Raw genomic sequence first — 23,762 nt, 5'->3', positions numbered from 1 at the left:
TACAGAAGAGATTGTTTCTGTATCATAATATAAATTGTAGGGATGAACCCTCTTCCCTACAGCGTTTAAGGCACCTTTTACAGGTGTCTTTTTTGTTGTTTTTTTCGTCAAAAACCCTTTACTTTATAGCGTTTTAATAGTAAAATATAAATATACGAACAGACGTTCTTTTTATTTTAATTGTACATGAAGGGATGATTTTTACAATGGCTCAAGCAAAGCGCAGAGGAAGAAAAAAGCAAACACCTATCATTTCAAATACAGGCTTTATCGGCTCTGTCTTTATTGATACATTGGAGTTACAAAAGAAATCCTATTATTTCGCTCGTAAAAAACTTCAAATTGTTCATCACGTACTTGATGGCCTCTCTGGGGCAACAAGTTCTCTATTTAAAGAACATAACATTTCAGCATACATGTCATGTGTGTATTTACATAAACAAAAGAAAATCGGCTTTGTTCTTTCAACGAAACCATTTGAACAAAGTGATGGCGTTGCTTATTTTGTAAATTATTTAATCGAAAAGGATTTTTACGGTAATGATGAAGAAGTAGAATATCAAGAAGTATTTAATACAGGTTTTATCGGTGTAGTATTCGCTGATTTATGTAGCATAGATCGCTTTAATTTCGAGTTTGAAATGGGTATGTTAACGAAATTAATGAAAGATATGATTATTCCGGTTAAAGAACTCTTTTTACGCCACAATGTACCGGCTTACATCTCCACTTCTCATTTAGAGGAACAAAACAAATTAGGTTTCGTTCTATCTGTAAAACCGTATGATGAACGTGCAGAAGCAGATTTATATTTTGAGGCGTATTTAAAAGAACGCGGGTTATTTATCGGTGATGAAGAAGATGATATTGATAAGATTGTTATTAGAAAAACAGCTGAATTACGATAGAAAAGCGCAGGATATGAATCCTGCGCTTTTTATAATTTATGAAGTTGATTTACCAAATAAACGGTAGTAGTTTTTTTGTTTTCTGTTTATACACTGTAAATTGTTCCCCATACTTGTTCTGTAAGTAATCATCAGATTTTGGAATATAGTCAAAAACAAATACTAAGAATAGGCCTAGCGGGATAAATAAACTAAAAATATTGCAAGAGATTAATGCTAAACCAAGCACCCAAATGCAATCCCCAAGATAATTAATATGAATCGCATATTTAAATAAACCACCTGTATATAGCTTACCTTGATTTACAGGATTGTCTTTAAAAGGTTTTCTAAGTAGCTCTGAAACTACGAAGCACTATAATCTTTCGAATGAACTTCTAATGTGAAACGATTTGATGAAATTTTAATTACTATTAAATATAAGATTCCACCTGCAATTGGAATGATGTAGGCTGGGATATAATTTAATAATAGACCTGATATTGCGAGTGCTATTGGCTGCATCATTTTCCCTAAGCTTAATCCAATACTAAGCACTCTTCCCCTATATTCATCAGGAATCTCTTTTTGCATGAAATAAATTAAAGGAATATCAATTAGCGCTATAATAATCCCTAAAAAGATCATAACAACACAATACGTAATAACGAATACAAAATCATTCACTTCAAAGCTTTTGAATAAAACTGGAATTCCTGAAAAAATCATAATAACTGACAACATAGAACTTAGCTTTTTCAAAAGATAAGAGTAAGAAAAACGATTAGTTATCTTTTTTACTACAATTGCACCAATTATCATCCCTACTGGAAAGGTCCCTTGAATGATACCAAATTGCTTAGAACTAAGATTGAGTACTGTGTTAATAATGTATGGCAATGGAACGGTAACAGCAAAGCCTAAGAAGAAATTAAACGAAATTAAAATATGAAACGTATTCTTTAAACTTTCCTTTTCAAGTAAGTAAGAAAACCCCTCTTTTATATCTTTAATAAAATTAACTCTTCTTTTTGAATTTCCCCCATTTATATTACACTCGAACAGTTTAAAGTGAATAAATAGTAATGCTATCCCTGAAAGAATAAATGAAATACCGTTTATAATGATAAAAGTTTTAATATCAAATACTGAAAAAACGATACCACCTAACATGGGTCCAAGAATTAGAGATACAGAATCAATAATTTTACTTATAGAATTAATACTCATAAGCCTCTCTTTAGAGACGATATTCGGTTTCGCAGCTTCTAATCCTATTCCAAAAAAGGTTGAAAAGACCGTCATTAGAAAGGTCGTAGTATAAATGATGAATAAGTTTAATCCATAACGGCTGCTTACTATATAAACAGCTATTAATAAGCAGCCACTTAGTAGATCCATACAAACAACTAGTTTCTTTTTATTAACTTTATCAGCAATTACACCAGCAAATGGATTCATAATAATCATTGGAATTGTTCCTAATATGAGCGTAATCGCGAAATTTAACGCTGATCCAGTTATTTGTAAAACATATAAACTTAATGCGAAACTATACATAGAGGTCCCGAATATTGATACTGTTTTTGCGATTGAATATAAACAAATATTTCTTAGTTCCGGGTTTCTATTTTTATTTTCTATATGTAATCGTAAACTTCCCATAACAATTCCCCCACTATTCTTTGTATTACATTAAGTGTAAGTTCTTGGGTTAACCCAATATCAATATGTACTATTTGAAAAGTTTTAAGGGGAAATAAATAAAAGATGGGGTTAACCCCATCTTTTTCCGAAAAATGAATATGTATAAATTTCTTCTCCTTGAACAAAGAAATCCTCGTACTTACCTCCTCGTTTCAAATAGTTTGAAGTACTTTCATCAATCGAATGAAACTGTAGATTTTGGATCTCTTTCGTTACTTTTGAAAGTGTAAAATTTGCTCGAAATTTATTTGTAATTTGGCTATTTGAGCTGAAATTTTTAAATAAAATAAATAAACTTAATAAAAAGCAATCCATTTTAAAAAGCGGATTTAACTCGTGAAGTAAAAAATTTTCATGCTCAAAACTATAATTGCTCGTACCAGAATGATCAATTACAATATCAACAGACTGATTCTGAATAGGGATGTTCAAAAAATCAGCACAGATAAAGAGTATGTTTCTTTTCGGATTTCTTCTTGCTAATACATTTTTTAAAAATATAAGTTTATTTAAATCTCGATCCACTGCAATGTATAGGCAATCTTCGGGTAGGTCTTCATAAATGTTTCTCAAAAAGAATCCAAGTCCCGATCCTATATCCAGTATTAATTTGTTACTTAAATCTAAATGTATTAGTTTCTTTTTCGCCCATTCCCCTTCTTTAAGCATATTTTCCAAATATGCCTTATCAGTTTCATAAATATAATCCGAAATAGTATCTTCCAGTGCCGTTTGCCCATTTACTTTAAATGTTTTACCAGCAGTTATAATTCCTGAAGTAATACTATATTCTTCACCACAATTACAAATTAACTTCCCCTCGGTAATTTGATTGTTAGTAATAATTCCATCTTGAAGAATTAATTTTTTGCTACACTTAGAACATGTCAGTAAATGTAGTACACTTAAATCTATTCCTATAATTGAATTAGAAGTTTCACTTGTTAATAATAAATCATGTAACACTTCCTTTAATTTATCCCGTTTTTTCTCCAAAAGTTCTATTTCCTGTTCCAACTTGTCATATTTCAGCTTAAATAAAGATTGGTAAAAAGTATCTTTTTTGTAATTCATAGATTTCGCTAAATTTTTATAAAAAAATAGTTCTTTAATTTCATTCAAGCTAAACCCTAGTTCTTTGTAATGTAATATAAGTTTTAAATCTGTTTGACAATACTCATCAAAAAAATAATGCCCTCCCTTTTTTTCAGGAATAATGAGACCCAGGTCCATATAATGTCTAATTGTATCAATACTTATGTTATTTAATTCTCCAAATTTACCTATTTTCATAGCATCACTACCATTTGTATATTTTTTTATATAGATTTCTATTTTTATATTTAAAAACCCTTTAAACTTTCGAAACAACATTATTTACGTTATCTATGAGGTATTTGGATGCCACATATTTTATAGGTGTATAATCCTTTTATTTAATTAAATTTCCATCGCATAGAATATACAGGAATTTATAACTTAATATAGAAAATTAAAAGGAGAAGTTTATATTCTAAATAAGGGGACATACATACGGAATGAGGGATTAGAAAATGAAAATTGCAATAGTCTGTTTCGATAACTTTACTGATATAGATGTTTTTTTACCATGGGATTTATTAAATCGTGTACGTTTAGTTGGCGGTGTTTCTGATTGGAACGTTCAACTATTAGGAACGGAAAAAACTCATATATCCATGTCTGGTTTACGTATTCCCATGACAGGAAGCATATCTGATATTCCTACTGCTGACGCAGTAATATTTGCAAGCGGTAAGGGTGTACAAGATTTATATAAAAACCAAGAATATATTAATAGCATTCATTTAGATCCTCAAAGACAATTAATAGGATCTATGTGTTCTGGTTCATTATTACTAGGAGCTAAAAAATTGCTAACAGGTAAAAAAGCGACTACATATCCGTCCGTAGTAGAACAGCTTAAAGAATTCGATGTAGATGTTATTGAACAAAGTTTCGTAAACGAAGGAAATATCTCCACTGCTGCAGGTTGTTTTGCTGCTCAAGATCTCTCAGCTTGGATTATAAGAACCCTAATCAATGAAACAATGGTCGATACTGTACTAGAAACTGTTCAGCCAGTAGGAAAAGGTTTATATTTTTAATTTTAAATCTAGTTGAGAGATTGGTTGCTCCTAAAAACGTTAAAATGAGCTTTTTACTTAATGGCGACGTAATATGCCTCCATTTTCAATTTAATTAAATAAAAAACCCGCGAATCATTCACGGGTTTTTCTCTTAATAACTAATTGCTATTGTACCTTCACCTGCATGAACCGCAAATGAAATTGGTAATGGATATAGTTTGAAATCCATTTCAGGGAATGCTTGTCTAATATCTGAAATCCATTCTTCAGCTCCATCTTTATCGTTAGCATGGAACATATGAAGTACTTTTGGTAATTCTTTTTCAAGTTCATTTTTAATGTATTCTCGACATTTTTGGATTTTGCGAACTTTCTTTTCAAGTAAAAGCTCTCCACCTTTTACTTCTAATATTAAGTTGACACTTAATAAACTTCCAAGTAAAAATTGAACCCCTTTTACACGTCCACTTGCGTAAAGGCCTTTTAAACTTTTCGGGAACACGTGGAAAGGTCTTCTTTTTTCATCTGCTAATGTATTGTGTATATCTTGTAACGTCATACCATCATTGTATAACGATTTCGCTTTTCTAATTAGTTCATCCATTGGATAGCTTGTTGTTTCGCTATCTAATACCGTTAATGGGAAACCTGCCATGTCTGCAGCTAACTTCATGTTTTGATAGGTTCCACTTACTTTTCCGCTAATAGCAACTGCAAATCCCTCTTCATATTCTTCTTTACATTTCGAAAATAACTCTACCATTTCCCCTATGTTAGGCTGTGATGTAGTGACAGTTTTACCTTCGTTTAACGCATTATAGACGCGCTCACGCACACCTTCTTCACAATCTTTGTACGACACACCATCAATAATAACTTCAATTGGGATAACAAAGTTATCTCCTTCTGTTGTAAAACTCGCAGTTGTACTATCAGTAATCCAAGCAACACGCTTCATGTTGTTCCTCCCTTAATTCAATTCCTCTTTTCTGACTTTTCTATATATTTATGTTACGAAAAGAGAATATCCCTGTAATAGTAACAGGACTTTATTGTTTTGGCTATAGTAGATGCATATTAAATGTGAATATTTTTTGTCATTTTCACGAAAAAAAGAAGAAAACCGAAGTATTTGCCCCATTTTCTTCTTATCGTGCATTATTTAAAAGTATCATTATCTAAAATTACAACATAATCATTCGTCAATCGGCCAGCTTCTTTCGTATAACTAACCAGTCTTTGTATGTTATCACAGCTAAGTTTTGCTCCCCATACAAGTAACGGTACACCGATAAAATCGATGTGGAATCTTCTAGAAAACAGCCCCCCAAAAGTCATAGGTAAAGGAACTGTTGGTGATGTATTAGAAAAAACAATCTTCTCATGACTTTGATAATGTTTTTGCAGAATCTCTCCTAAATGCTTCATCGCAGGTACGACGACTTTAGATGCCCCGCACCCAATTGTATATACGGGATTCCCATATTCATCTACTCCATGAAAAATGATTTTCCCCATATCCTCTGTTTTCAATTTATTAAAGTAATCTACATTTAATATTTCTTCTTTCGTTAACTTACGATCCGTTGGTAATTTATTTAAATGATACGCTGCAGCGAGTGCAGTTGAATGCGTTCCGCCGAAATCTGTGTAAATGAATATCATATTATCATCCCTTGTTGTAAAAATTCAATGTTATTTAGTATTACCGTTCACAGCATTGTTAAACAAGGGATACATGTATTTATACTTTTTGTATTAACTGATTATATTTTTTCCAAATATAATATCGTCTACTTATTACTGTACCTAATGTAATGCATAAAAAGGCATTCGTTACAACCATTAATGTGTTATGAGTGCTTCCAGAAAACATACTTTGCTTTATTACAATTTTCGCACCTAAAATAATAAGAAGAATTATTGCGCTTAGCCAATTTCCTTTCCGTAATACATGACCCGTTTCACTATCTATTCGAAATGTTAACGCTTTTCCTCTAATAACCCCAAGAACCAATCCAATTCCAAGCATGGAAACGAATAATAGTAATTGTAATATAGTTAATTGTTCCATATGAATAATGGACTGAATTGTTACAAAGCACAACAAAGTCGGAACGAGCCAAATGCGATTAACTTTTACTTTACGTTCCTTACTTTGCATTAATACGATAATAAGAATAACAAGTAAAATATCCATTTAGTATCCTCCTTTATACTTGTTTATCTATAAAACTATATTCAGCTCTTTTTACTCCATACTTGAAATACGATAGCTACTTTAAATTGTAAAATATGGAATGTGATTCCCCTTCAGTTTGAAGCATTATTTTATTAATAAGGATTTTCTAGTTAGCTAAAGTACTTTTCAAAACAAAAACAATCATGAACTCGTTTAAATTGTTTTCTTATCTCTTCATTATTTTCACCTGTATAATGAGCAAATGTTTGAACTGGATATAGCCGATCTATATTACTTTTCATTACACCTTTGATCTCGTCTGTATGATCGGAGTATACGTGTAAATATGAATCTACGTTTACGAATCCGTTCTTTTCATACCATCCATGTACCCATAGGTTGTCCCTAGTCCATGCTTCTAATCGATTTAGGTTATGTTCTTTCGCTAGCTTTTCCGCTTCATTTAATAGTTGATCACCAATTTTCATTCTACGAAAATCCGGATGAACTGCAATATGCCAAATCATGCCACCAAGACCAGTCCCTCTTGAACAAACTGTACGTTCTTCTAATTCATATTCAATATCTATTAAACCCACAATTTGATTTTCAAATAGAGCTACTAATTCAATAGCAGGATTTTCATATTTTGCTTTCTCCTTAAATACATTATCGTAATACGCTGTATCTAAAAAAGATAACACACGGCAACGTAGCCATCCTGTTTCATCCGATTTGTTATAAGCTCTAATTTCTATATTCATATAATTAAAAAGCTCCTTCTATTTCTGTCATTAATTTTTCGGGTCCTGTTCCTTTATTTGATGGAATAACTAAAGTAATTCCTAAGTCTGGATATACGGCCGAGCGAAAACTGACTCCTGGATCATATCCCATTACATGATATTTGAATATCTTATTTTCTCTTGTTTCAATCCATATTCCATAGCCGTAAGACTGATTATTATTCACTTGAATGTGAGGAGTTAAAAGTATCTTTGTATATTCTCGGCTTACGATTTCATAGTTAAACAACGCTTCCCAGAACTTCAGCATGTCTGGCGCAGTAATAAAAGCTCCACCATCAGATCCTCCTATTATTGGTATAGAGTAAATGTTTGTCCTCCAATTTTGGTTAATTTCATCTTTTATATATCCGAGAGCTGTGTGCCTTGGTAATGTATCTAAAGAAAAATAGCCAGAATCGTTCATACCAATTGGATTAAATATGTTTTTTTCTATATACTCCGTAAATGTAAGTCCTGTCTGTTCTTCTATAATTAATCCAAGTATGATAAACCCAGCATTGTTGTAGTGAAACTTACTTCCAGGTGCAAACATCATATTTTTATTTTGAAATAGTGGTAAAAAGTCTTTTAAACTTTTTAATAGATACATAGGAGTTTGTTTCCATAGATCTTCGAAGTTATCCATAATACTTTCATCAAAATAATCTGGAATACCCGAACTATGCGTCAATAGATGATGTATTGTAATATCTTCATTGAAGTTTGGAAAGTTACTACTTAAACACTCTTTTAACTTTGTTTGAAAAGTAATTACCCCTTTTTCAACAAGTTGACAGATACCGATAGCAGTGAATATTTTACAACCGGAGGCAATCCCGAACTTTGTTTGTAGCGTATTGTTTATACATTCATTTCGATTTGCGTAACCAAATGCCCCTTCATAGACTAAGCCTTTTTCTTCTTTCACTAAAATCACCCCAGAGAAATCTATATGTCGATGTATTTCTTTTACAACGCTCTCTATTTGATCTTTTGTTTTCATTACAAAAACCACCCTCGTTTATCAATATTGTTCACCCTTCTTATATTTCCATATATAGGAGGGTGAACCCTCCTATTGAATATCATAAATCAAAACCAAGCGAACTATTTGGAATTAATTGACTCAGAGGAATGTACTTTAGACTGTGATGGTAATAAAGTAAACACACACAATATGATAGTAATAAGTAGCATTACGAATGATCCTACGATAACGACAAGTTGTATAGAAATAAATTGAGTTGTAACTCCGAACAATATCGTAATTAAAATGGTTATGACCGCAATCACAAGCTCATAAATACTCCCAATCCGTCCCATCATATGGACAGGTACATTATTTTGATAAAAGGTGTTAAATCCTGTATTTGCATATGCCATAGAGAAAGATAAAATAAAGAATCCGATAGTAGCTATTAAAAACTCATTTGAAAAAGCATAAATTAAATAACCGATAGCGATGAATAATGATCCTATTCCAATTAAAAATGAAGGTGTTAATTTTCTTGATAATATTGTATTTGTTATGGCTCCTAAAATAAACCCGGCTCCAGCGATACTAACTAAAAAGCCATATTCACTATTTGTTAACAATAAAACTTCTTTCGCAAATGACAATTCAAGTGAATCAGTTGCAGCAACTAAAACCATCATCCCTTGAAATAAGAAGTACACAAAAACGATATATAAAGATTTCTTACTGAAATTTAAAACGATGTTCCAATCTTTTTTTAATACAGCTAAAGATAACTTGTCATTTGACGTAGTAATATCGGATTTTATATCAAGATTAGGTAACAGTAATGTAATTACTCCTGCTAAGAGAAATGCTATAGCATTTATATATATAGCAAACTCTGGTGTACTTGCAATTAACAATACTCCCGCTATCGCTGGGCCAATTAAAAATGCACCAGATCCTATTAAACTACGTAATGAGTTAAAATGTTGTCTTTGCTCAACTGGAATTAATTTCGTCATATACGTCATAGCAGTTGGCTCATAAATTGCACTGGCCATACTAATAAAGAATACGAACACATAAACAATCCAAAGTGATGGAACTAAAGGTAAAATAGCGATAAATACTGCACGATATATATCGAGGTGAATCATTAACTTCCGTTTATTTAAACGATCAATCATACTTCCTGACCAAGCGTTTGTAAATAAAGCGGCTAATGGTTGAATTACATATAAAGTAACAACAGCTAAGGCTGAGCCCCCCATATTATAGACAAGTACATTCAGTGCTATTAAGTAAATCCATGCCCCTAAATTTGCAATACCAACTCCGGACAGTAGTAATAAAGGATATTTCCAATCTTTAAGTAAGTTTTTCATTTTAGGCCCCCGCTTTCCAAATTGTTTTAAAACAATAAAAAAATCCCACCCCCAAGACTTTTAGTCTTAGGGACGAGATTTATCATCGCGGTGCCACCCTAGTTTGTTAATATGTCGCCATATTAACCTTATCAGGTACTGCATTGTAATTCATGCTTATACCATAGCTCTATAACGGGAGCTCCCGTCACACCATCCCCTCATAATAAGTTCCGATGCGCTGCTCAGAGACTTGGTTCAATAAAGAATTTTTACTCCTTTTCAGCTAAATGGAGCTCTCTGTGAAAAATTCATTTTATTTACTCTTCTCTTCACTGCATTTGATTTTTTCCATATTATCACAATTATTTTTAACTGTAAATAAAAAATAATCAGATATTTAACAGGCTGCTTCTGTTAATTCACTTATTTATTATTTTTTCTAAAAATTACGGTGCGTGAAATTACTTTAATTTATAAAATAAAGAGCCTATTGTATATAGACCCTTCACTTTGTCCGAATTAATTTGTATTTGCCTCTACTAACGGTTGTAAAGGTGGTTCTAAGTTTAGTTCTAGTGCATCGCCTTCTTGTATATCTTGTCCCTTTTCAATGCTTTGACTCGTTACGTATCCTGTACCAGTAGTTTTTAAATCTAATTTTAATAACTTGGAGAAATACATAACATCACGCATAGACCAACCTTGTAAATTAGGCATTTTTGCGTTGTTTCCTAATAAAAATATACGATCCCCTTCACTCATTACTTCACCTGACTGCGGATATTGTTTTATTATTTTTCCTTCGCCTAAAATGATCGGTTGAAGCTTTTCTTTTTTCACACTATTCTCTACCGTATCCATGGATTGATTAACATAGTTTTGTACTTTTAATTGAGATTTTTTCGTTGCATCGGCCATTTGTTTTTCTGTATATGGTTTCACTTTTAAATATTCAAGGCTATTTTTCACAACAGGTTTAAATATTTCAGCAAGTGGCTTAGCTCCATACTCGTCTCCCTTTAACTTCGGCTGCTTAATAGCTAAGTATACAATTAATTCTGGGTCATCAATCGGAGCCATTCCTAAAAATGAAAAAATATAATTTTCTTTTCCTTCCATATAACGTCCATTTTCAGGATTCGGAATTTGCGCTGTTCCTGTCTTACCTCCTATTGGATAACCATCCACTTTATACATTGTACCGGTACCTTTTGAAGATGTAATAACACGTTCCATTAAGTTCCTTACCTTGTCCGCTGTCTCTTTTTTTATCGGATTCCCAGTTTCTTTCGGTTGATTTTCCATAATAACTTGTTTGTTAGTTGGATTTACAACTTTGTCAACGATATATGGTTGCATCATTTTCCCGTCATTAGCTATAGCAGTAGCTGCTTGGATTAATTGAATCGGAGTTACTGTAGAACCTTGCCCGAAAGAAGTTGTAACTTGTTGAATTTGTGTATTTAATAATAAAGTATTTTTACTTTCACCAGGTAAATCTATTCCGGTTTTTTGGTTGAATCCAAATTTATTCATATATTGCTTAAATTTATCCGGTTTTAATAACTGATCTTCTAAAATAGAAAAAGCTACGTTTGATGATCTTTCAAAGCCTTCATCAAATGTAATAGATCCCCATCCAAATCCACCGTTATGATCTTTAATATCAGATGAACCAACGGAATATTTTCCGGATTGGAAATATTCTTTCCCGTTATATACTCCTTCATTAATTGCAGCAGCTAGCGTAAATATTTTCATTGTTGAACCTGGTTCGTATGCATTTGCGATTGGATCATTTAAAAAATATTCGATATCGCCTTTATTAGGATTAAAACTAGGCTTACTAGACATTGCTAAAACTTTTCCTGTCTTTGGATCCGCTATGATTCCTACTAACATAGAAGGATCATAGTGCTCTTGTGCCTTATTCATCGCTTCTTCTAAAAAACTATTAATTTGTTTATCGAGCGTAAGATATACGTTATTCCCATTTTTAGCGGGTTCTATTTTCCCTATATCATTTGTAAGCGGGATTCCTCTTGGTGCTCCCACATATTCTATTTTCCCATTTGTCGAGCGCAAATATTTATCCAGACTCTTTTCAAGCCCAAATTTCCCTTCTGTATTTCCTTTATCATCAGGTCTAGCAAAACCAAGTATATAAGATGCAAAATCTTCATTTGGATATACTCTTGCTTTCTCTGTCATAAAGGATACACCTGGGATTTTTAATTGCCTAATTTGTTCCTTCACTTCTCTAGATAAATTCCGGCCAACTTTTCCAATTTCAACTTGCGTACGTCCCTCATGAAAATTTTTTAATACATCCTCTTTATCAATTTCAAGCGCATCAGCTAATTGTCTTGCAGTTTCCTCTTTATTTTTCACCTTATCTGTACCTTTCAAATTTACAACGACACGATACGTTGTGGAATCTTGGACTAGTACCTTTCCATTTTGATCATATATAGTGCCACGATTTGCTTCCAAAACACCATTTTTATTATGTTGCTCGTTTGCAAGATCCTTTACATTCACATTATGCAAGACTCCTACTGCCTGAATATAGAAAAACCGCGAAAGCATAATAAGAAACAAAACAATAAAAGCAACCATAAAATACCGCGCGCCTTTATTCGTTTGAAGTTTATGCATATTTATCCCCTTTCTTTCACAAATAATTACTGCGATAGTGTGCTAGAAATTATGTAGTTTTTGCTTTCAATACTATAACTTTCGAACTTTTCCTTTTAATTCCTTTAAATCGTTCTGAATGTAGCTATTGTTTCTGCTTTTATTTTATTTTTCTATTTATATTACGGTGCGTGAAATTTATGAATATTCCGCCGTATGATGATTAACTTATAATAAGCTACAAATTTAACGAATTCCCCGAAAAAATTCTCCTTCCTCAAACATGTGAAGGGCGTAGCCCAACGATAGGTGGGAGATGAATTTCGGTTTGGCAGTAGTCAAAAAATTTTGATAAAGTAGCTCTATGAGGTTCTTTGATAACTTGATATAGAAGGTTGCAGGAAGAAAATAGAGTGCGAAAACCAAGCCATTCGGTTCCTGCGTAAAATATCAACCGTATAAAGAGAACATCCAAGCGTTGGTCATCTAGGGATGGAACGCCCCGAAGTAACGCTCAGGGAGACGAAAGGTTGCTTTCGTCGTGGAACTGAGAAGCTCCCACTTCAAGCTTTGCTAAGTGGTGAGTAGTTCACTAGGTGCTAACTCAGTTGTACTTTCGCAACTCTTTTAATGCATATATATCCTTTTCTTGTGCACAATAAAAAAGTTCTCCTCTGGATTTCCAAAGAAGAACTTTTAAACAAACTTACAAATAGTTATTTATAAGAATTAAGCTATATGATTATATTTCGCTAAAAAAGGAATTCGTTTCGCTACTAATGCGTACATTTTAAATACAAATTTCGCTATCGGTTCAAACATACGTGTACTTTGCACTACTAAACCGCTCGTAATAAATGTTAAGAATGCAGCACCAAGTATATCTAGAGGATAATGAACACCTACATACATGCGTGAAACACCAACTAATACTGCCCATATAAGAGCGATATATTTAAGTTTTTCACCCCTAAGTAAAAATACAAATGCAATAGAAAATACAAGTACAGAATGATCACTTACAAATGATGAGTCTGCTGCATGTGGCACTAATTGATGTACATCATGCGATACAAACGGACGTGGATGGTAATATACCGCATGTATCACAACATTTACTAGTAATGCGATAATGACTGAAAGTGTCGTATATAACACTGTGTATTGTTTTTTAATGGCATTGACTTTCTTTCCATTATTAAACCATAAGATAAACATAAACAAAATTGCTACATATACAGCACTATTTGTAATTGCAATCATTAGCGTATCTAATAGTTTGGACGATCCAGCAAAATTATTAAACCATTGAAATACTGTGTAATTCATAATACTCTCTCCTTACATAAAAGCATTCTTGATTTACACAGTATACAACATCAATATGAAAATGGGCTTAAACTTTTCTCATCTAATTCTCATTTTACTAGTAGTCATTTGACAATAGTAAGACTAATTATAACGGCTAATTATGTATAAAGCTGAAAAACCTTTAAAACAATACGAATCATACGCTTTTTATGTATAGAATACATAACATAGTTATTTAAATATACTTGTTGCGAAATCATATTTTTATTACATACGAAGTGCGATATTACCAAATTGTTCTCCTTGTTCCATACGATTTAACGCCTGAATGGCTTCATCTAACGAATATACTTTATCAATAATTGGTTTAATTTTATGTTTCTCTATAAACTTAACCATTTCGTGAAATTCCTCACGACTACCCATAGATGTTCCCATTATATCGATTTGATTATAAAATAATGCTCGTAATGGTAATTCAATTTTATCTCCTGAGCTTGCACCGAAATTAACAATTCTCCCATTTGGTTTTAATACATCAAAGTATTTTAAAAATGTTGCTGGACCTATACTATCAATTATTAAATCTACTTTCTTTCCGCTTAAACTCTCTTCCCAATTTCCAGAACTATTAAAAGAAAAGTCTGCACCGTATGTTTCGGCAAACTTTCTTTTACTCTCTACTCTTGAAGTAACACTTACTTTTGCACCAATTGCTTTTGCAAATAACATAGCAAATGTCGCTACACCGCCACCTATCCCTGGAATTAAAACATGTTCTCCACACTTTAATCTACCCTTTGTAAAAAGTGCTCTATATGCAGTTAGTGCCGATAAAGATAGAACCCCAGCCTCTTCCCAAGTAAGATATGACGGTTTTGCCACTACATTTTCAGCTGGCACAATAACATATTCTGCAAACGTTCCATCTTTCGGTCCACCTAACACCTCTGGTAACTCAGGTATTTCAGCAATATTATCCCATCCGATACTAGGATTAATAATAACCTCGGTTTGCAATAAAGCACCTGAAACCCCTTCTCCAATTTCCGTAACAATACCTGCACCATCTGATCCTAGAACTAACGGTAATTGCATTTCTTTTCTATTATTCATTATAAATAAATCACGATGATTTAAGCCGGCTGATTTTAATTTCACTTTCACTTCTCCAGCATTGGGTGTTATCTCTGGTAATACTTTATATTCTACCCCTTCAAATCCAGATTTATATTGTTGTACGATCGCTTTCATTATTATTCCCCCTTAATGATTCTAATGTACTAGAAAGTTCGGGATAAACAAAATAATTTGACCATAAAAAAGAAGGAATGCACAAAACATCCCTTCTTTCCGAATTATTTAAGTGAAACGGTAGGCAGTGTAATCGTAACGATTGTTCCATCGCCTTCTTTGCTCTCTATTTGTATCGTTCCGTTGTATTTCTCTATAAGTCGTTTTGCAATAGACAAACCTAGACCATTTCCACCCTGTTTTCGACTTCTTGCTTTATCCACACGATAAAAGCGGTTAAGAACAAAAGGTAAATCAGCTTCGGGTATTCCCGCTCCACGATCTATAATACGAATTTTAACTTTCCCTGATTGTACACTAGATTCAATACAAATATATTTATTAACTTCTTTTGTATATTTCACTGCGTTATCCATTACGATAATAATAATTTGTTCTAAGTAAGATGAAGGTATTGAGACATATGCCGCATCTCCACCTAGTTTCATATCAAATTGAAATTCAGTTTGAAGTACGCCAAAGTTTTGTGTAACTTGTTTTAATATGCTATTTACATGGACTGGATCAGCTGCGATTGGATGCATCTGTTCTGATTCAGCTCTTGATAGTTCTAGCAATTCTAAAACTAACTTATTTAAACGATCAACTTCCTTTAAACTGGATTGAAGCGATTTATCTAAAACTGCTGGATCATTTTTCCCCCACCGATTTAACATGGACAAGTGTCCTTGAATAATTGTTAGTGGTGTTCTCAATTCATGGGATGCGTCTTCTACAAACTGTTTCTGTTGTGTAAAAGAAGTTTCTACCTCATCCATCATTTCGTTAAAAAGAAACGATAATTTTGCAAGTTCATCATTATTTTCACGTACTGGAACTCGTTCATTTAGTCCATTTTTCTTAATACGTTTCATCGTATCCGTTATATTTTGAACACTTGATAATAGTTTTTTCGTAATTAGTAAACCACCTAAAAAACTAAATATTAGTCCACATATTCCGGCAATAACCATTACCACTAGAATAATTTTTAATAAATGATCGAAAGCCTCTAAGTTTTTCGTAAGTTCAATAGTACCAGTGAACTCTTTTGTTTGAATTGGTATACGCTGAACTAATATGCGATCTTCTACATGTCTTTTTATAAATAATTCCTCTTGTGTAACTTGTTTTGGTTTTATCCACGCTTCATTAAACTCTCGCGAAACAGTAACAATTGTTTTCCCGTCCATACCGATAATACGAATCATTTGATGTTTATCAATCATATTGTTTAAGAAATCTTTACTGTTTTCAAACGTTTCACTCGAAAGGTTATCATTTTTATCTTGGAAATAGGCCGCTATTTCTGTCACTTGTCTATTTATTTGTTTCTGTTCATAGTCTATAGTCCACTTATTTATTACAATAAACTGCAGAGCACTATATAAAATGAATAAAATAAATACTAGAGTCGTCGACCAAATTGTTAGTTTCCACTTTATAGGTAGATTTCGAATTCGATGCACAATATTTTTAATCATTTCATTATATATCCAGCACCGCGGACCGTTTGGATATATTCTTCCTTATCCACACTATGTAACTTGTTACGTAAATAACGAACGTATACATCAACGATATTTGTCTCAACCATCGCGTCATATCCCCATACTTGATCCAATAAAACATCACGAGTAAGTACTCTATTAATATTTTTCATAAACATCAGTAATAGTTCAAATTCTTTATTTGTTAGTTCGATTTCTTCATTTCCTTTCGTAATCGTTCGCGATTCAATCTGGAGCTGTAAATCTTTGAATGTAAGAGATGAAACATGTTTATTTTCTATATGTTCTTCTCGTCTAAATATAACTCTCATTCGCGCTAACAGCTCTTCAATTGCAAATGGTTTCGGAAGATAATCATCGGCTCCGCTATCTAATCCTGTCACGCGGTCCATAATACTATCGCGTGCAGTCAACATAATAATAGGTGTATTTTTAGTTGCCCTTAATCTACGACACACTTCTAGTCCATTTAACCCAGGCAGCATTAAATCAAGTAAAATAAGATCATAATTTGTTTCAAGTGCGGCCTCTAATCCCTTCCTTCCATCAAACTGAATGTCTACCTTATATCCTTCATACTTTAATTCTAATTCTAAAAAATCAGCTAAACTTTCCTCATCCTCAATAATTAATATGTGTTGCAACAGTAATTCCTCCTATACAGTTAAATGAATGAGTAATCCTATCCCAAATATAATTGCAATGATTTGATGTGCTTTTCTATACAATATCAAGTTTGTTTTTTTATTATGTTTCTGTAAGAAAAATCCAACGATTCCTAGTATGATTAAAATGAAAAGAGAGAATATACCACTATAAAATATAAGCAAATGCCTACTTCCTTTTACTAAGAAATAAATGCCGTGAGTAATTGATACAGCTAATACAGTATATCCAATTAACACGTGAAACTTTTTAATAAAAAGATATACATCCTTTATCAATTTAAACCCAATTATATTTTTCTTTTTTAAAAATAACCATATATGACGTAAAATCCATAACGATGCAGCTAAAATTGCGCCGTATTCACCGAAAGAACCTAATTTCTTATTTAACCCTTTCATATTTAATGCGTTGCCGTATATTACATTAATAAATAACAATGCTATACTACAAAAAATAATAGTAATGCCTGTAATTTTAACATACAAATGAAAATATTTATTTCTTAGTAGCTTCTCCAATTCATTCAAGCTCCTTCCTTATAAACCTTCTGTAACAAGCAGAATATCAAATTAAAAAGAAAGGAACATGAGAGAAAGATTAAAATAAAATGAGAATTTAAAGATCACTTGAATTTTTTAGTGATCACTTTTAGCTAATTTTATTATATTTTGAATAAACGGCGCTTTTGCACTTGTATATGAAACACGATCAAACGGATATGTAGCTGCAAGCTTCTCTTTTAATTCTCTATATTCAATTTGTGCCCATTTATGTTCTATAAGAAAATCACGAAATAAAATGTTATTCTTCCACTCCTCACTATTATAAATATAGACATGTAAATGATGTGTACCAGCTCTCCATTTGCCCTTTCTAAAAAAACGCCAATTAGGTGTTTCTTTTGGAACATATTCATATCCAATTTTTATTAGTGCTTCAATCCACTTTTCGGTAATTTGCAAATCCGTTACACCAATCATCATATCTATTAGCGGTTTCGCTCCTAATCCCTCTACGGATGTACTTCCTATATGTTCAATAGCAATATAATCTCCTCCGAGTAAAGAAATAAATTTCTCTTTTTCTATTACATACTCATCATGCCATTCATTTTGATATGGTTTAATTACGATTTGTTGTTCCACTTTTTCCACCTTCTTATAATTATTTATTATTATATTCATAAAATTTCATGTGATTAACATAGGATTTTCACAAAATATATCGAATACTGAAATATACAACTTAATTATAATAAATGCGAGGTATATTATGAAAGCTAATCCAGTTGAAATTCAGTTGAATCAAATAACATTCCAATTAAAAGAACATCATAATTTTGATTGGCTTACGAAATTAGGAACCGTATTTGCGGTTTTTGACCAGCAAGATTCAGGTAATCTATCTTTCGGTGTAGAAAAAGATGGGCATAAGAAATTTATTAAATATGCAGGAGCAAATACAATTGCATATAACGGTAAAACCAGTGATGCTATTGATAGATTAAAAAATTCAGTTTCCCTATATGAGACATTAAAGCACGAGTCGCTTATACAATTAATTGAGCATTTTCCCGTTCAATCTGGATATGTTTTAATTTTCGATTGGTTTGATGGTGAATGTCTTCATTCGCATTGGAGTTTTCCGTCCCCTGAGAAATATAAAAATCCAAACTCTCCATTTTATAAATTTAAGCAATTATCAGTTATGGAACGCATTCAATCCTTAAATTCAATTTTTTCTTTCCATACATATGTCGAAGAGAAAAACTATGTAGCAATAGATTTTTATGACGGTAGTATTTTATATAATTTCCATACAAATGAAACGCTGATTTGTGATATAGATTTATACAATAAGAAACCCTATGTAAATACAATGGGACGGCTATGGGGATCCTCGCGTTTTATGTCCCCTGAGGAATTTCAGCTAAACGCTATGATTGATGCGAGAACAAATGTATTTAATATGGGGGCAATGGCTTTTGCTCTTTTAGGTGGTGAAAAAGATCGTTCTTTTATAAAATGGGAAGCAAGTAAGGAGTTATATGAGATAGCTTTCCGTGCTGTAAGTGAAAACCGTACGGAACGATATGCATCAGTTGAAGAATTTTATGAAGAATGGTTAAACGTAGCAAATGCTAAAAAGATATAAACTTATATTATTAAAAGCAAAACGTTTCTACTATAATCATGTATAATACATATGAAATAGAAATTAAAAATAATGAGGCAAATATTATGAACTTTGTTTATATTAATCAAAACGTATTAAATAATCTTCTTTATATTTTAAGTAGTATATTTATTTTCTATTTTATATATGATAGCGGGCGCTATTTGAAGAAATATAAAAAGCTACTTATTATCCTTTGTACGAGTATCCCTCTTATTTTATGTATGCGCTATCCGATTTATATGGATGAAAATTGTATTCATGATTTAAGACAAATACCAGTTATAGTTGGTACACTTTATGGTGGATTCCCTGTCGGTATCATTTTGTTTGCTATTTTATTAATTACAAGAATTTCATTTTATGGATTTAGTATGTTAACCATACTCGTGTATGGCACAATGTTTATCATTACAGCATTCGCATCCGCAAAATTTAATACGTATAATAGGAAAATTAAAGTAGCTTATGCAATGTTTTTAACATTTTTTCTAGCAATATTTACAACTGTAATTGTATTAACTTTATCGGATTTTGAAGTGAATAATTTATACATTATTTATTTCATAATATTACCGACTATTTTGATGTTATTTGCAATTTATTTTAATGAAGTTTTAAAAGATGCAATATGTATGCGAGCGAAGCTGATAAAAATGGAAAAAATGGAGATTGTTAGCCAACTCGCTGCTAGTATATCGCACGAAGTAAGAAATCCCTTAACTGTCGTAAAAGGATTTACACAGCTTTTAAAAACACCGAATTTAACTCCTGAATCGAGAGACGAGTATATTAAACATATACTTGAAGAGTTAAATCGTGCCCAAGAAATTATCGATGATTACTTAACGTTTGCCAAGCCTGCTCCAGAAAAATTAGATCATATTTCAGTAGAACAAGAGTTAAATCGAGTTATTAATATGATTTTGCCATTATGTAATATGAATACAATACATATTACAAAAGATTTCTCTAAGGCAACGATTGTTGGTAATAAACAGCACTTTCAACAATGTTTTTTAAACTTAATAAAAAATGGTATTGAAGCAATGCCTAATGGTGGTACTTTAAATATCTCTTCATCTATTAGTAATAATAAAGTTATCATACGAATTGAGGACAGCGGCATTGGTATGTCACAAGAGCAAATAAATCGATTTGGCGAACCATATTTTAGTACAAAAACGAAAGGTACAGGTTTAGGTACCATGGTTGCTGTTAAGATTATTGAAACGATGCAAGGTAGTTTAAAAATCCGAAGCGTTATTAATAAGGGTACATCTTTGACAATTACATTCCCAAAATGGAATACGAACTCATCTGAATACAAATAAAAAAGGAGCATTTATGCTCCTTTTTTATTTGTATCGATACATAAGTATCTTCTATGTTTTTTAAGTTTACACTTGTGGAGACTAATTAGAAATTAGTACCCTCCGCCCCAGCAGCTGCATCCAACGATAATTAATAAAATAAATAACACAACTAATAAAGCGAAACCTCCACCAAAACCACAAGAACCACCGTAACTCATAATTTCTCCTCCTTTTGGTTTGAAAACTAATAGGTAGTTGATCATTTTAACTGGTTCGTATTATACATTATGTAAATATCCCTTTTTTGAGCATGTCTACAAAAAAATAAGTAAAAGCACTCATTTGAGAGTGCTTTAAAATGGATACCAAAAGTTTTGAAATACATGTAACTTTAAATATACTGCTACAATTAAAATAAAAACACCTACAAATAAAGCAATGAAATCTCCGCTTTTTGCTTTATTTGTATAAAACCACGTACGTTTATCCTTTTTTCCAAATCCTTTTAAATCCATTGCATTTGAAACTGTATCGATTCTCTCTAGTGAATGAATAATTAAAGGCCAGAAAATTAAGACACGATTTTTCATACGAGTCCATAAACTTGCTTCTCCTTTTTCAAAGGCTACTCCTCTCGCCTCTTGTGCATGTTTAATAATTTTATATTCAGACTGAATATCAGGTATATAACGTAACGCAATTTTTATTGCATAGGTTATCTTATAATGAATTCGAAATTTACTTAAGCTACTTACAAATTCACTTGGATCAGTCGTATAAATAAAAATAAGTGTAAATGGTAATAACGTAAAATATTTTAATGAAAGTGTAGCTGCATAAAATAATGTTTCATAAGTAATTGTCGCATATCCGATTTGTAAAAACGAAGTATATGATTCAGTTAATTCAGATCCATGTGTTGGTGTAATAAATAAAATCATGACAGAATTTAATAAACTAAATGTAAATATAACACTAAAAACAATTAAAATTTTACGAAATGGAATTTTTGCAATTAGAAGTCCGATACAGCCAATCATAAATACAATAAACAATATACGAAAATCAAAAAACAAAAAAGTAAGCGTCATACAAAAAATAAATAACAATAATTTCACTGCTCCATCCATACGGTGAAAGTATGTACTATACATGTTCCTCCCTCCTAGTAACCTCAAAATAAAGTTCTATAAACCTTTCAGGATAGGCAATCCCACTAAAATTAACTAGCTTGAATAAAGAACTTTCCCTTAGGTTCGCTCTTTGTAGCGTTTTTGAATGACCTAATACGATAGACGCAGTATTATTTGCAATAATTTCCCCTTCGTGTAAAACGATTGCTCTATCTGCGTATTCTAATGCGAGATTCATATCGTGTGTGATAAAAATAAAAGATATTCCCTTTGCAGCTAGTTTTTTAATACACGACATAAACTGTTTATAATGATAATAATCTTGTCCCGCTGTCGGTTCATCTAAAATGATCAGTTTCGGATTTGTTGTTAGTACAGATGCAATCGTTACTCTCTTTTTTTGTCCATAACTTAATGCCTGAATTGGCCAATTACGAAATGGATACAAACCACAAATTTTTAATGTTTCTTCCACTCTAAGCTTAATTTCTTCCTTTGAAACTTTTTTTAATTTTAATGAAAATGAAACCTCTTCTATTACAGTAGGTTGCGTAATCATATGATTTGGATTTTGCATCACATAAGATATAATCTCTCCACGTTTACGAATAGACCAAGAATTAATATTTACTCCATCAAATAAAATCCTATCATTTTGTGTTTTGTTTATGCCTATAAGACTATGAGCTAATGTTGATTTTCCAGCGCCATTATGACCTAAAAGTGCTACAATTTCCCCTTCTTTTATTGAGAAATTTATATTTTCTAATATTTTTTGTTTATTAGGATAGGAGAACGATAAATTTTCTACTTTTAATAATTCTTTATTGGTAGGAGTGCTTTTACAAAAAACTTGCTTCTCCATCCACTCATTTATTGCGCTACTTACACTTTCTCTTTGAAGATTTTCGAGTGGATATATTACGCCATTATTACCACCAAAAGGTAATCTCTTTAATCCTTCTATGTACATAGGTTCTCTTAAGCCGATAGATGGTAATATATTTGACGTTAAAATCTCTTCTGGAGTTCCTATCGCAACAATTCTCCCGTCATCCATTAAAATGATTTTATCTAAATCCAGATTTAACATTTCTTCTATTCGATGTTCAATAATTACAATTGTTTTATTATATTGTTTATGTATATCTTTAATAAGTTCTATTGTATGTAAGCTACTTACAGGATCTAAATTCGCTAAAGGTTCATCAAATAATAATATATCGGCATTCGTTGTTAACAACCCTGCTAGAGAAACAGATTGTTTTTGTCCCCCTGATAATTCATGTGGACTTTGTTTATGAAAAGAATGCATCTTTACCTTTTTTAATGAGTCTGAAACAATTTTTTTCATAGTGTTTTGATTTACACATTCATTTTCTAAATAAAAAGCTACATCCTCTTCTACTGTAAGACCAATAAATTGAGCATCTTGATCCTGCAAAATTGTTCCTACCTGTTTACTCTGTTCAAAAATACTCCCTTTCCTCGGGTCTTTTCCGGCAATTAAAATATTTCCAGTACTAATCCCCCCATAAGAAAACGGGATTAGCCCATTAATACAATGAGCTAACGTTGACTTCCCTGAACCACTACGTCCAGCAATTAATACTTTTTCCCCAGGATATATATGAAACGTAATGTCTTTTACAGTAGGCTGCGCCGCATGCTCATATTGAAAGCTAAATTGTTCAAAAGAAATAATTGGTTGCATGTT

22 protein-coding genes, 1 pseudogene and 1 other annotated feature are annotated in these 23,762 nt (G+C 32.0%); of the genes and pseudogenes, 4 read left to right on the top strand and 19 right to left on the bottom strand.

The window, feature by feature from the left end:
• Nucleotides 1–194 precede the first annotated feature (194 nt).
• Entirely contained in the window at nucleotides 195–908 is a 714-nt protein-coding gene (locus BAQ44_RS19965; protein WP_097863557.1) for a hypothetical protein, read from the top strand.
• Between the two features lie 49 nt (nucleotides 909–957).
• On the opposite strand, the pseudogene BAQ44_RS19960 reads toward BAQ44_RS19965, so the two are convergent.
• The 3 genes and pseudogenes from BAQ44_RS19960 to BAQ44_RS19945 all read right to left on the bottom strand — a co-directional run.
• Nucleotides 958–1,254 (bottom strand): annotated as a pseudogene (locus BAQ44_RS19960) (methyltransferase family protein); the annotation flags it as partial.
• Nucleotides 1,254–2,552, bottom strand: coding sequence for an MFS transporter (locus BAQ44_RS19955; RefSeq protein ID WP_071723216.1), 1,299 nt, complete (start codon nucleotides 2,550–2,552; stop codon nucleotides 1,254–1,256). The pseudogene BAQ44_RS19960 and the gene BAQ44_RS19955, both read right to left, overlap by 1 nt.
• A gap of 111 nt (nucleotides 2,553–2,663) precedes the next feature.
• The gene (locus BAQ44_RS19945; RefSeq protein WP_063263431.1) at nucleotides 2,664–3,887 is read right to left on the bottom strand and encodes a MerR family transcriptional regulator; all 1,224 of its coding nucleotides are present in this window, start codon (nucleotides 3,885–3,887) and stop codon (nucleotides 2,664–2,666) included.
• Between the two features lie 260 nt (nucleotides 3,888–4,147).
• On the opposite strand from BAQ44_RS19945, the gene BAQ44_RS19940 reads away from it, so the two are divergent.
• Complete coding sequence (locus BAQ44_RS19940) at nucleotides 4,148–4,720, top strand: DJ-1/PfpI family protein (RefSeq protein ID WP_071723213.1); 573 nt, start codon at nucleotides 4,148–4,150, stop codon at nucleotides 4,718–4,720.
• Nucleotides 4,721–4,853: 133 nt separating this feature from the next.
• Here BAQ44_RS19940 and BAQ44_RS19935 read toward each other — a convergent pair whose 3' ends face one another.
• The 13 genes from BAQ44_RS19935 to BAQ44_RS19870 all read right to left on the bottom strand — a co-directional run bounded on the left by BAQ44_RS19935 (nucleotide 4,854) and on the right by BAQ44_RS19870 (nucleotide 18,566).
• Nucleotides 4,854–5,660, bottom strand: a complete 807-nt coding sequence (locus BAQ44_RS19935; protein ID WP_063263396.1) for a DegV family protein — start codon at nucleotides 5,658–5,660, stop codon at nucleotides 4,854–4,856.
• A 200-nt stretch (nucleotides 5,661–5,860) separates the two neighbouring features.
• Nucleotides 5,861–6,367: a DUF3189 family protein gene (locus BAQ44_RS19930; protein WP_071723211.1), complete on the bottom strand. Its 507-nt coding sequence runs from the start codon at nucleotides 6,365–6,367 to the stop codon at nucleotides 5,861–5,863.
• 79 nt (nucleotides 6,368–6,446) lie between these two features.
• Nucleotides 6,447–6,902, bottom strand: a complete 456-nt coding sequence (locus BAQ44_RS19925; RefSeq protein ID WP_071723209.1) for a CcdC protein domain-containing protein — start codon at nucleotides 6,900–6,902, stop codon at nucleotides 6,447–6,449.
• A gap of 152 nt (nucleotides 6,903–7,054) precedes the next feature.
• Nucleotides 7,055–7,648: a GNAT family N-acetyltransferase gene (locus BAQ44_RS19920; protein WP_071723207.1), complete on the bottom strand. Its 594-nt coding sequence runs from the start codon at nucleotides 7,646–7,648 to the stop codon at nucleotides 7,055–7,057.
• 4 nt (nucleotides 7,649–7,652) lie between these two features.
• The gene (locus BAQ44_RS19915; protein ID WP_071723205.1) at nucleotides 7,653–8,675 is read right to left on the bottom strand and encodes a serine hydrolase domain-containing protein; all 1,023 of its coding nucleotides are present in this window, start codon (nucleotides 8,673–8,675) and stop codon (nucleotides 7,653–7,655) included.
• Nucleotides 8,676–8,779: 104 nt separating this feature from the next.
• Nucleotides 8,780–10,018, bottom strand: a complete 1,239-nt coding sequence (locus tag BAQ44_RS19910; protein ID WP_071723203.1) for an MFS transporter — start codon at nucleotides 10,016–10,018, stop codon at nucleotides 8,780–8,782.
• Between the two features lie 65 nt (nucleotides 10,019–10,083).
• Nucleotides 10,084–10,342 (bottom strand) — a binding site (T-box leader).
• A 177-nt stretch (nucleotides 10,343–10,519) separates the two neighbouring features.
• Entirely contained in the window at nucleotides 10,520–12,658 is a 2,139-nt protein-coding gene (locus tag BAQ44_RS19905) for a penicillin-binding protein (RefSeq protein ID WP_071723201.1), read from the bottom strand.
• Nucleotides 12,659–13,366: 708 nt separating this feature from the next.
• Nucleotides 13,367–13,966 carry an undecaprenyl-diphosphatase gene (locus tag BAQ44_RS19895; RefSeq protein WP_071723199.1) on the bottom strand — a complete coding sequence of 200 codons (600 nt, stop codon included), beginning with the start codon at nucleotides 13,964–13,966 and terminating at the stop codon, nucleotides 13,367–13,369.
• 249 nt (nucleotides 13,967–14,215) lie between these two features.
• A complete protein-coding gene (locus BAQ44_RS19890; protein ID WP_071723197.1) occupies nucleotides 14,216–15,202 on the bottom strand; it encodes a zinc-binding dehydrogenase in 987 nt (328 codons plus the stop codon).
• A 104-nt stretch (nucleotides 15,203–15,306) separates the two neighbouring features.
• The gene (locus tag BAQ44_RS19885; RefSeq protein WP_071723195.1) at nucleotides 15,307–16,725 is read right to left on the bottom strand and encodes a HAMP domain-containing sensor histidine kinase; all 1,419 of its coding nucleotides are present in this window, start codon (nucleotides 16,723–16,725) and stop codon (nucleotides 15,307–15,309) included.
• Nucleotides 16,722–17,396, bottom strand: coding sequence for a response regulator transcription factor (locus BAQ44_RS19880; protein ID WP_071723193.1), 675 nt, complete (start codon nucleotides 17,394–17,396; stop codon nucleotides 16,722–16,724). The genes BAQ44_RS19885 and BAQ44_RS19880 overlap by 4 nt, the downstream gene beginning before the upstream one ends.
• Nucleotides 17,397–17,408: 12 nt before the next feature.
• Nucleotides 17,409–17,939, bottom strand: coding sequence for a hypothetical protein (locus tag BAQ44_RS19875; protein WP_071723189.1), 531 nt, complete (start codon nucleotides 17,937–17,939; stop codon nucleotides 17,409–17,411).
• A gap of 117 nt (nucleotides 17,940–18,056) precedes the next feature.
• Nucleotides 18,057–18,566: a GrpB family protein gene (locus tag BAQ44_RS19870; protein ID WP_071723187.1), complete on the bottom strand. Its 510-nt coding sequence runs from the start codon at nucleotides 18,564–18,566 to the stop codon at nucleotides 18,057–18,059.
• A gap of 127 nt (nucleotides 18,567–18,693) precedes the next feature.
• On the opposite strand from BAQ44_RS19870, the gene BAQ44_RS19865 reads away from it, so the two are divergent.
• Nucleotides 18,694–19,575, top strand: a complete 882-nt coding sequence (locus tag BAQ44_RS19865) for a protein kinase family protein (protein WP_071723185.1) — start codon at nucleotides 18,694–18,696, stop codon at nucleotides 19,573–19,575.
• A gap of 86 nt (nucleotides 19,576–19,661) precedes the next feature.
• Nucleotides 19,662–20,930 carry a sensor histidine kinase gene (locus BAQ44_RS19860; protein ID WP_063263383.1) on the top strand — a complete coding sequence of 423 codons (1,269 nt, stop codon included), beginning with the start codon at nucleotides 19,662–19,664 and terminating at the stop codon, nucleotides 20,928–20,930.
• 92 nt (nucleotides 20,931–21,022) lie between these two features.
• Here BAQ44_RS19860 and BAQ44_RS19855 read toward each other — a convergent pair whose 3' ends face one another.
• The 3 genes from BAQ44_RS19855 to BAQ44_RS19845 all read right to left on the bottom strand — a co-directional run bounded on the left by BAQ44_RS19855 (nucleotide 21,023) and on the right by BAQ44_RS19845 (nucleotide 23,759).
• Complete coding sequence (locus BAQ44_RS19855) at nucleotides 21,023–21,130, bottom strand: YjcZ family sporulation protein (RefSeq protein WP_000120182.1); 108 nt, start codon at nucleotides 21,128–21,130, stop codon at nucleotides 21,023–21,025.
• Between the two features lie 135 nt (nucleotides 21,131–21,265).
• The gene (locus BAQ44_RS19850; RefSeq protein ID WP_071723183.1) at nucleotides 21,266–22,066 is read right to left on the bottom strand and encodes an energy-coupling factor transporter transmembrane component T family protein; all 801 of its coding nucleotides are present in this window, start codon (nucleotides 22,064–22,066) and stop codon (nucleotides 21,266–21,268) included.
• Complete coding sequence (locus BAQ44_RS19845; RefSeq protein WP_071723181.1) at nucleotides 22,059–23,759, bottom strand: ABC transporter ATP-binding protein; 1,701 nt, start codon at nucleotides 23,757–23,759, stop codon at nucleotides 22,059–22,061. Before BAQ44_RS19845 ends, BAQ44_RS19850 begins: the two co-directional genes overlap by 8 nt.
• Between the last annotated feature and the right edge of the window lie 3 nt (nucleotides 23,760–23,762).

Origin of the sequence: Bacillus mobilis (genome assembly GCF_001884045.1) — a bacterium.
Classification (GTDB): domain Bacteria; phylum Bacillota; class Bacilli; order Bacillales; family Bacillaceae_G; genus Bacillus_A; species Bacillus_A mobilis.
This window is presented reverse-complemented; position numbering and strand designations above follow the sequence as displayed.

What these genes read in the sequence shown, in the direction of transcription:
- BAQ44_RS19965 (WP_097863557.1), top strand. Translation starts at nt 195, where the DNA reads ATGATTTTTACAATGGCTCAAGCAAAGCGCAGAGGAAGAAAAAAGCAA.
- BAQ44_RS19955 (WP_071723216.1), bottom strand. Translation starts at nt 2,552, where the DNA reads ATGGGAAGTTTACGATTACATATAGAAAATAAAAATAGAAACCCGGAA.
- BAQ44_RS19945 (WP_063263431.1), bottom strand. Translation starts at nt 3,887, where the DNA reads ATGAAAATAGGTAAATTTGGAGAATTAAATAACATAAGTATTGATACA.
- BAQ44_RS19940 (WP_071723213.1), top strand. Translation starts at nt 4,148, where the DNA reads ATGAAAATTGCAATAGTCTGTTTCGATAACTTTACTGATATAGATGTT.
- BAQ44_RS19935 (WP_063263396.1), bottom strand. Translation starts at nt 5,660, where the DNA reads ATGAAGCGTGTTGCTTGGATTACTGATAGTACAACTGCGAGTTTTACA.
- BAQ44_RS19930 (WP_071723211.1), bottom strand. Translation starts at nt 6,367, where the DNA reads ATGATATTCATTTACACAGATTTCGGCGGAACGCATTCAACTGCACTC.
- BAQ44_RS19925 (WP_071723209.1), bottom strand. Translation starts at nt 6,902, where the DNA reads ATGGATATTTTACTTGTTATTCTTATTATCGTATTAATGCAAAGTAAG.
- BAQ44_RS19920 (WP_071723207.1), bottom strand. Translation starts at nt 7,648, where the DNA reads ATGAATATAGAAATTAGAGCTTATAACAAATCGGATGAAACAGGATGG.
- BAQ44_RS19915 (WP_071723205.1), bottom strand. Translation starts at nt 8,675, where the DNA reads ATGAAAACAAAAGATCAAATAGAGAGCGTTGTAAAAGAAATACATCGA.
- BAQ44_RS19910 (WP_071723203.1), bottom strand. Translation starts at nt 10,018, where the DNA reads ATGAAAAACTTACTTAAAGATTGGAAATATCCTTTATTACTACTGTCC.
- BAQ44_RS19905 (WP_071723201.1), bottom strand. Translation starts at nt 12,658, where the DNA reads ATGCATAAACTTCAAACGAATAAAGGCGCGCGGTATTTTATGGTTGCT.
- BAQ44_RS19895 (WP_071723199.1), bottom strand. Translation starts at nt 13,966, where the DNA reads ATGAATTACACAGTATTTCAATGGTTTAATAATTTTGCTGGATCGTCC.
- BAQ44_RS19890 (WP_071723197.1), bottom strand. Translation starts at nt 15,202, where the DNA reads ATGAAAGCGATCGTACAACAATATAAATCTGGATTTGAAGGGGTAGAA.
- BAQ44_RS19885 (WP_071723195.1), bottom strand. Translation starts at nt 16,725, where the DNA reads ATGATTAAAAATATTGTGCATCGAATTCGAAATCTACCTATAAAGTGG.
- BAQ44_RS19865 (WP_071723185.1), top strand. Translation starts at nt 18,694, where the DNA reads ATGAAAGCTAATCCAGTTGAAATTCAGTTGAATCAAATAACATTCCAA.
- BAQ44_RS19860 (WP_063263383.1), top strand. Translation starts at nt 19,662, where the DNA reads ATGAACTTTGTTTATATTAATCAAAACGTATTAAATAATCTTCTTTAT.
- BAQ44_RS19855 (WP_000120182.1), bottom strand. Translation starts at nt 21,130, where the DNA reads ATGAGTTACGGTGGTTCTTGTGGTTTTGGTGGAGGTTTCGCTTTATTA.
- BAQ44_RS19850 (WP_071723183.1), bottom strand. Translation starts at nt 22,066, where the DNA reads ATGTATAGTACATACTTTCACCGTATGGATGGAGCAGTGAAATTATTG.
- BAQ44_RS19845 (WP_071723181.1), bottom strand. Translation starts at nt 23,759, where the DNA reads ATGCAACCAATTATTTCTTTTGAACAATTTAGCTTTCAATATGAGCAT.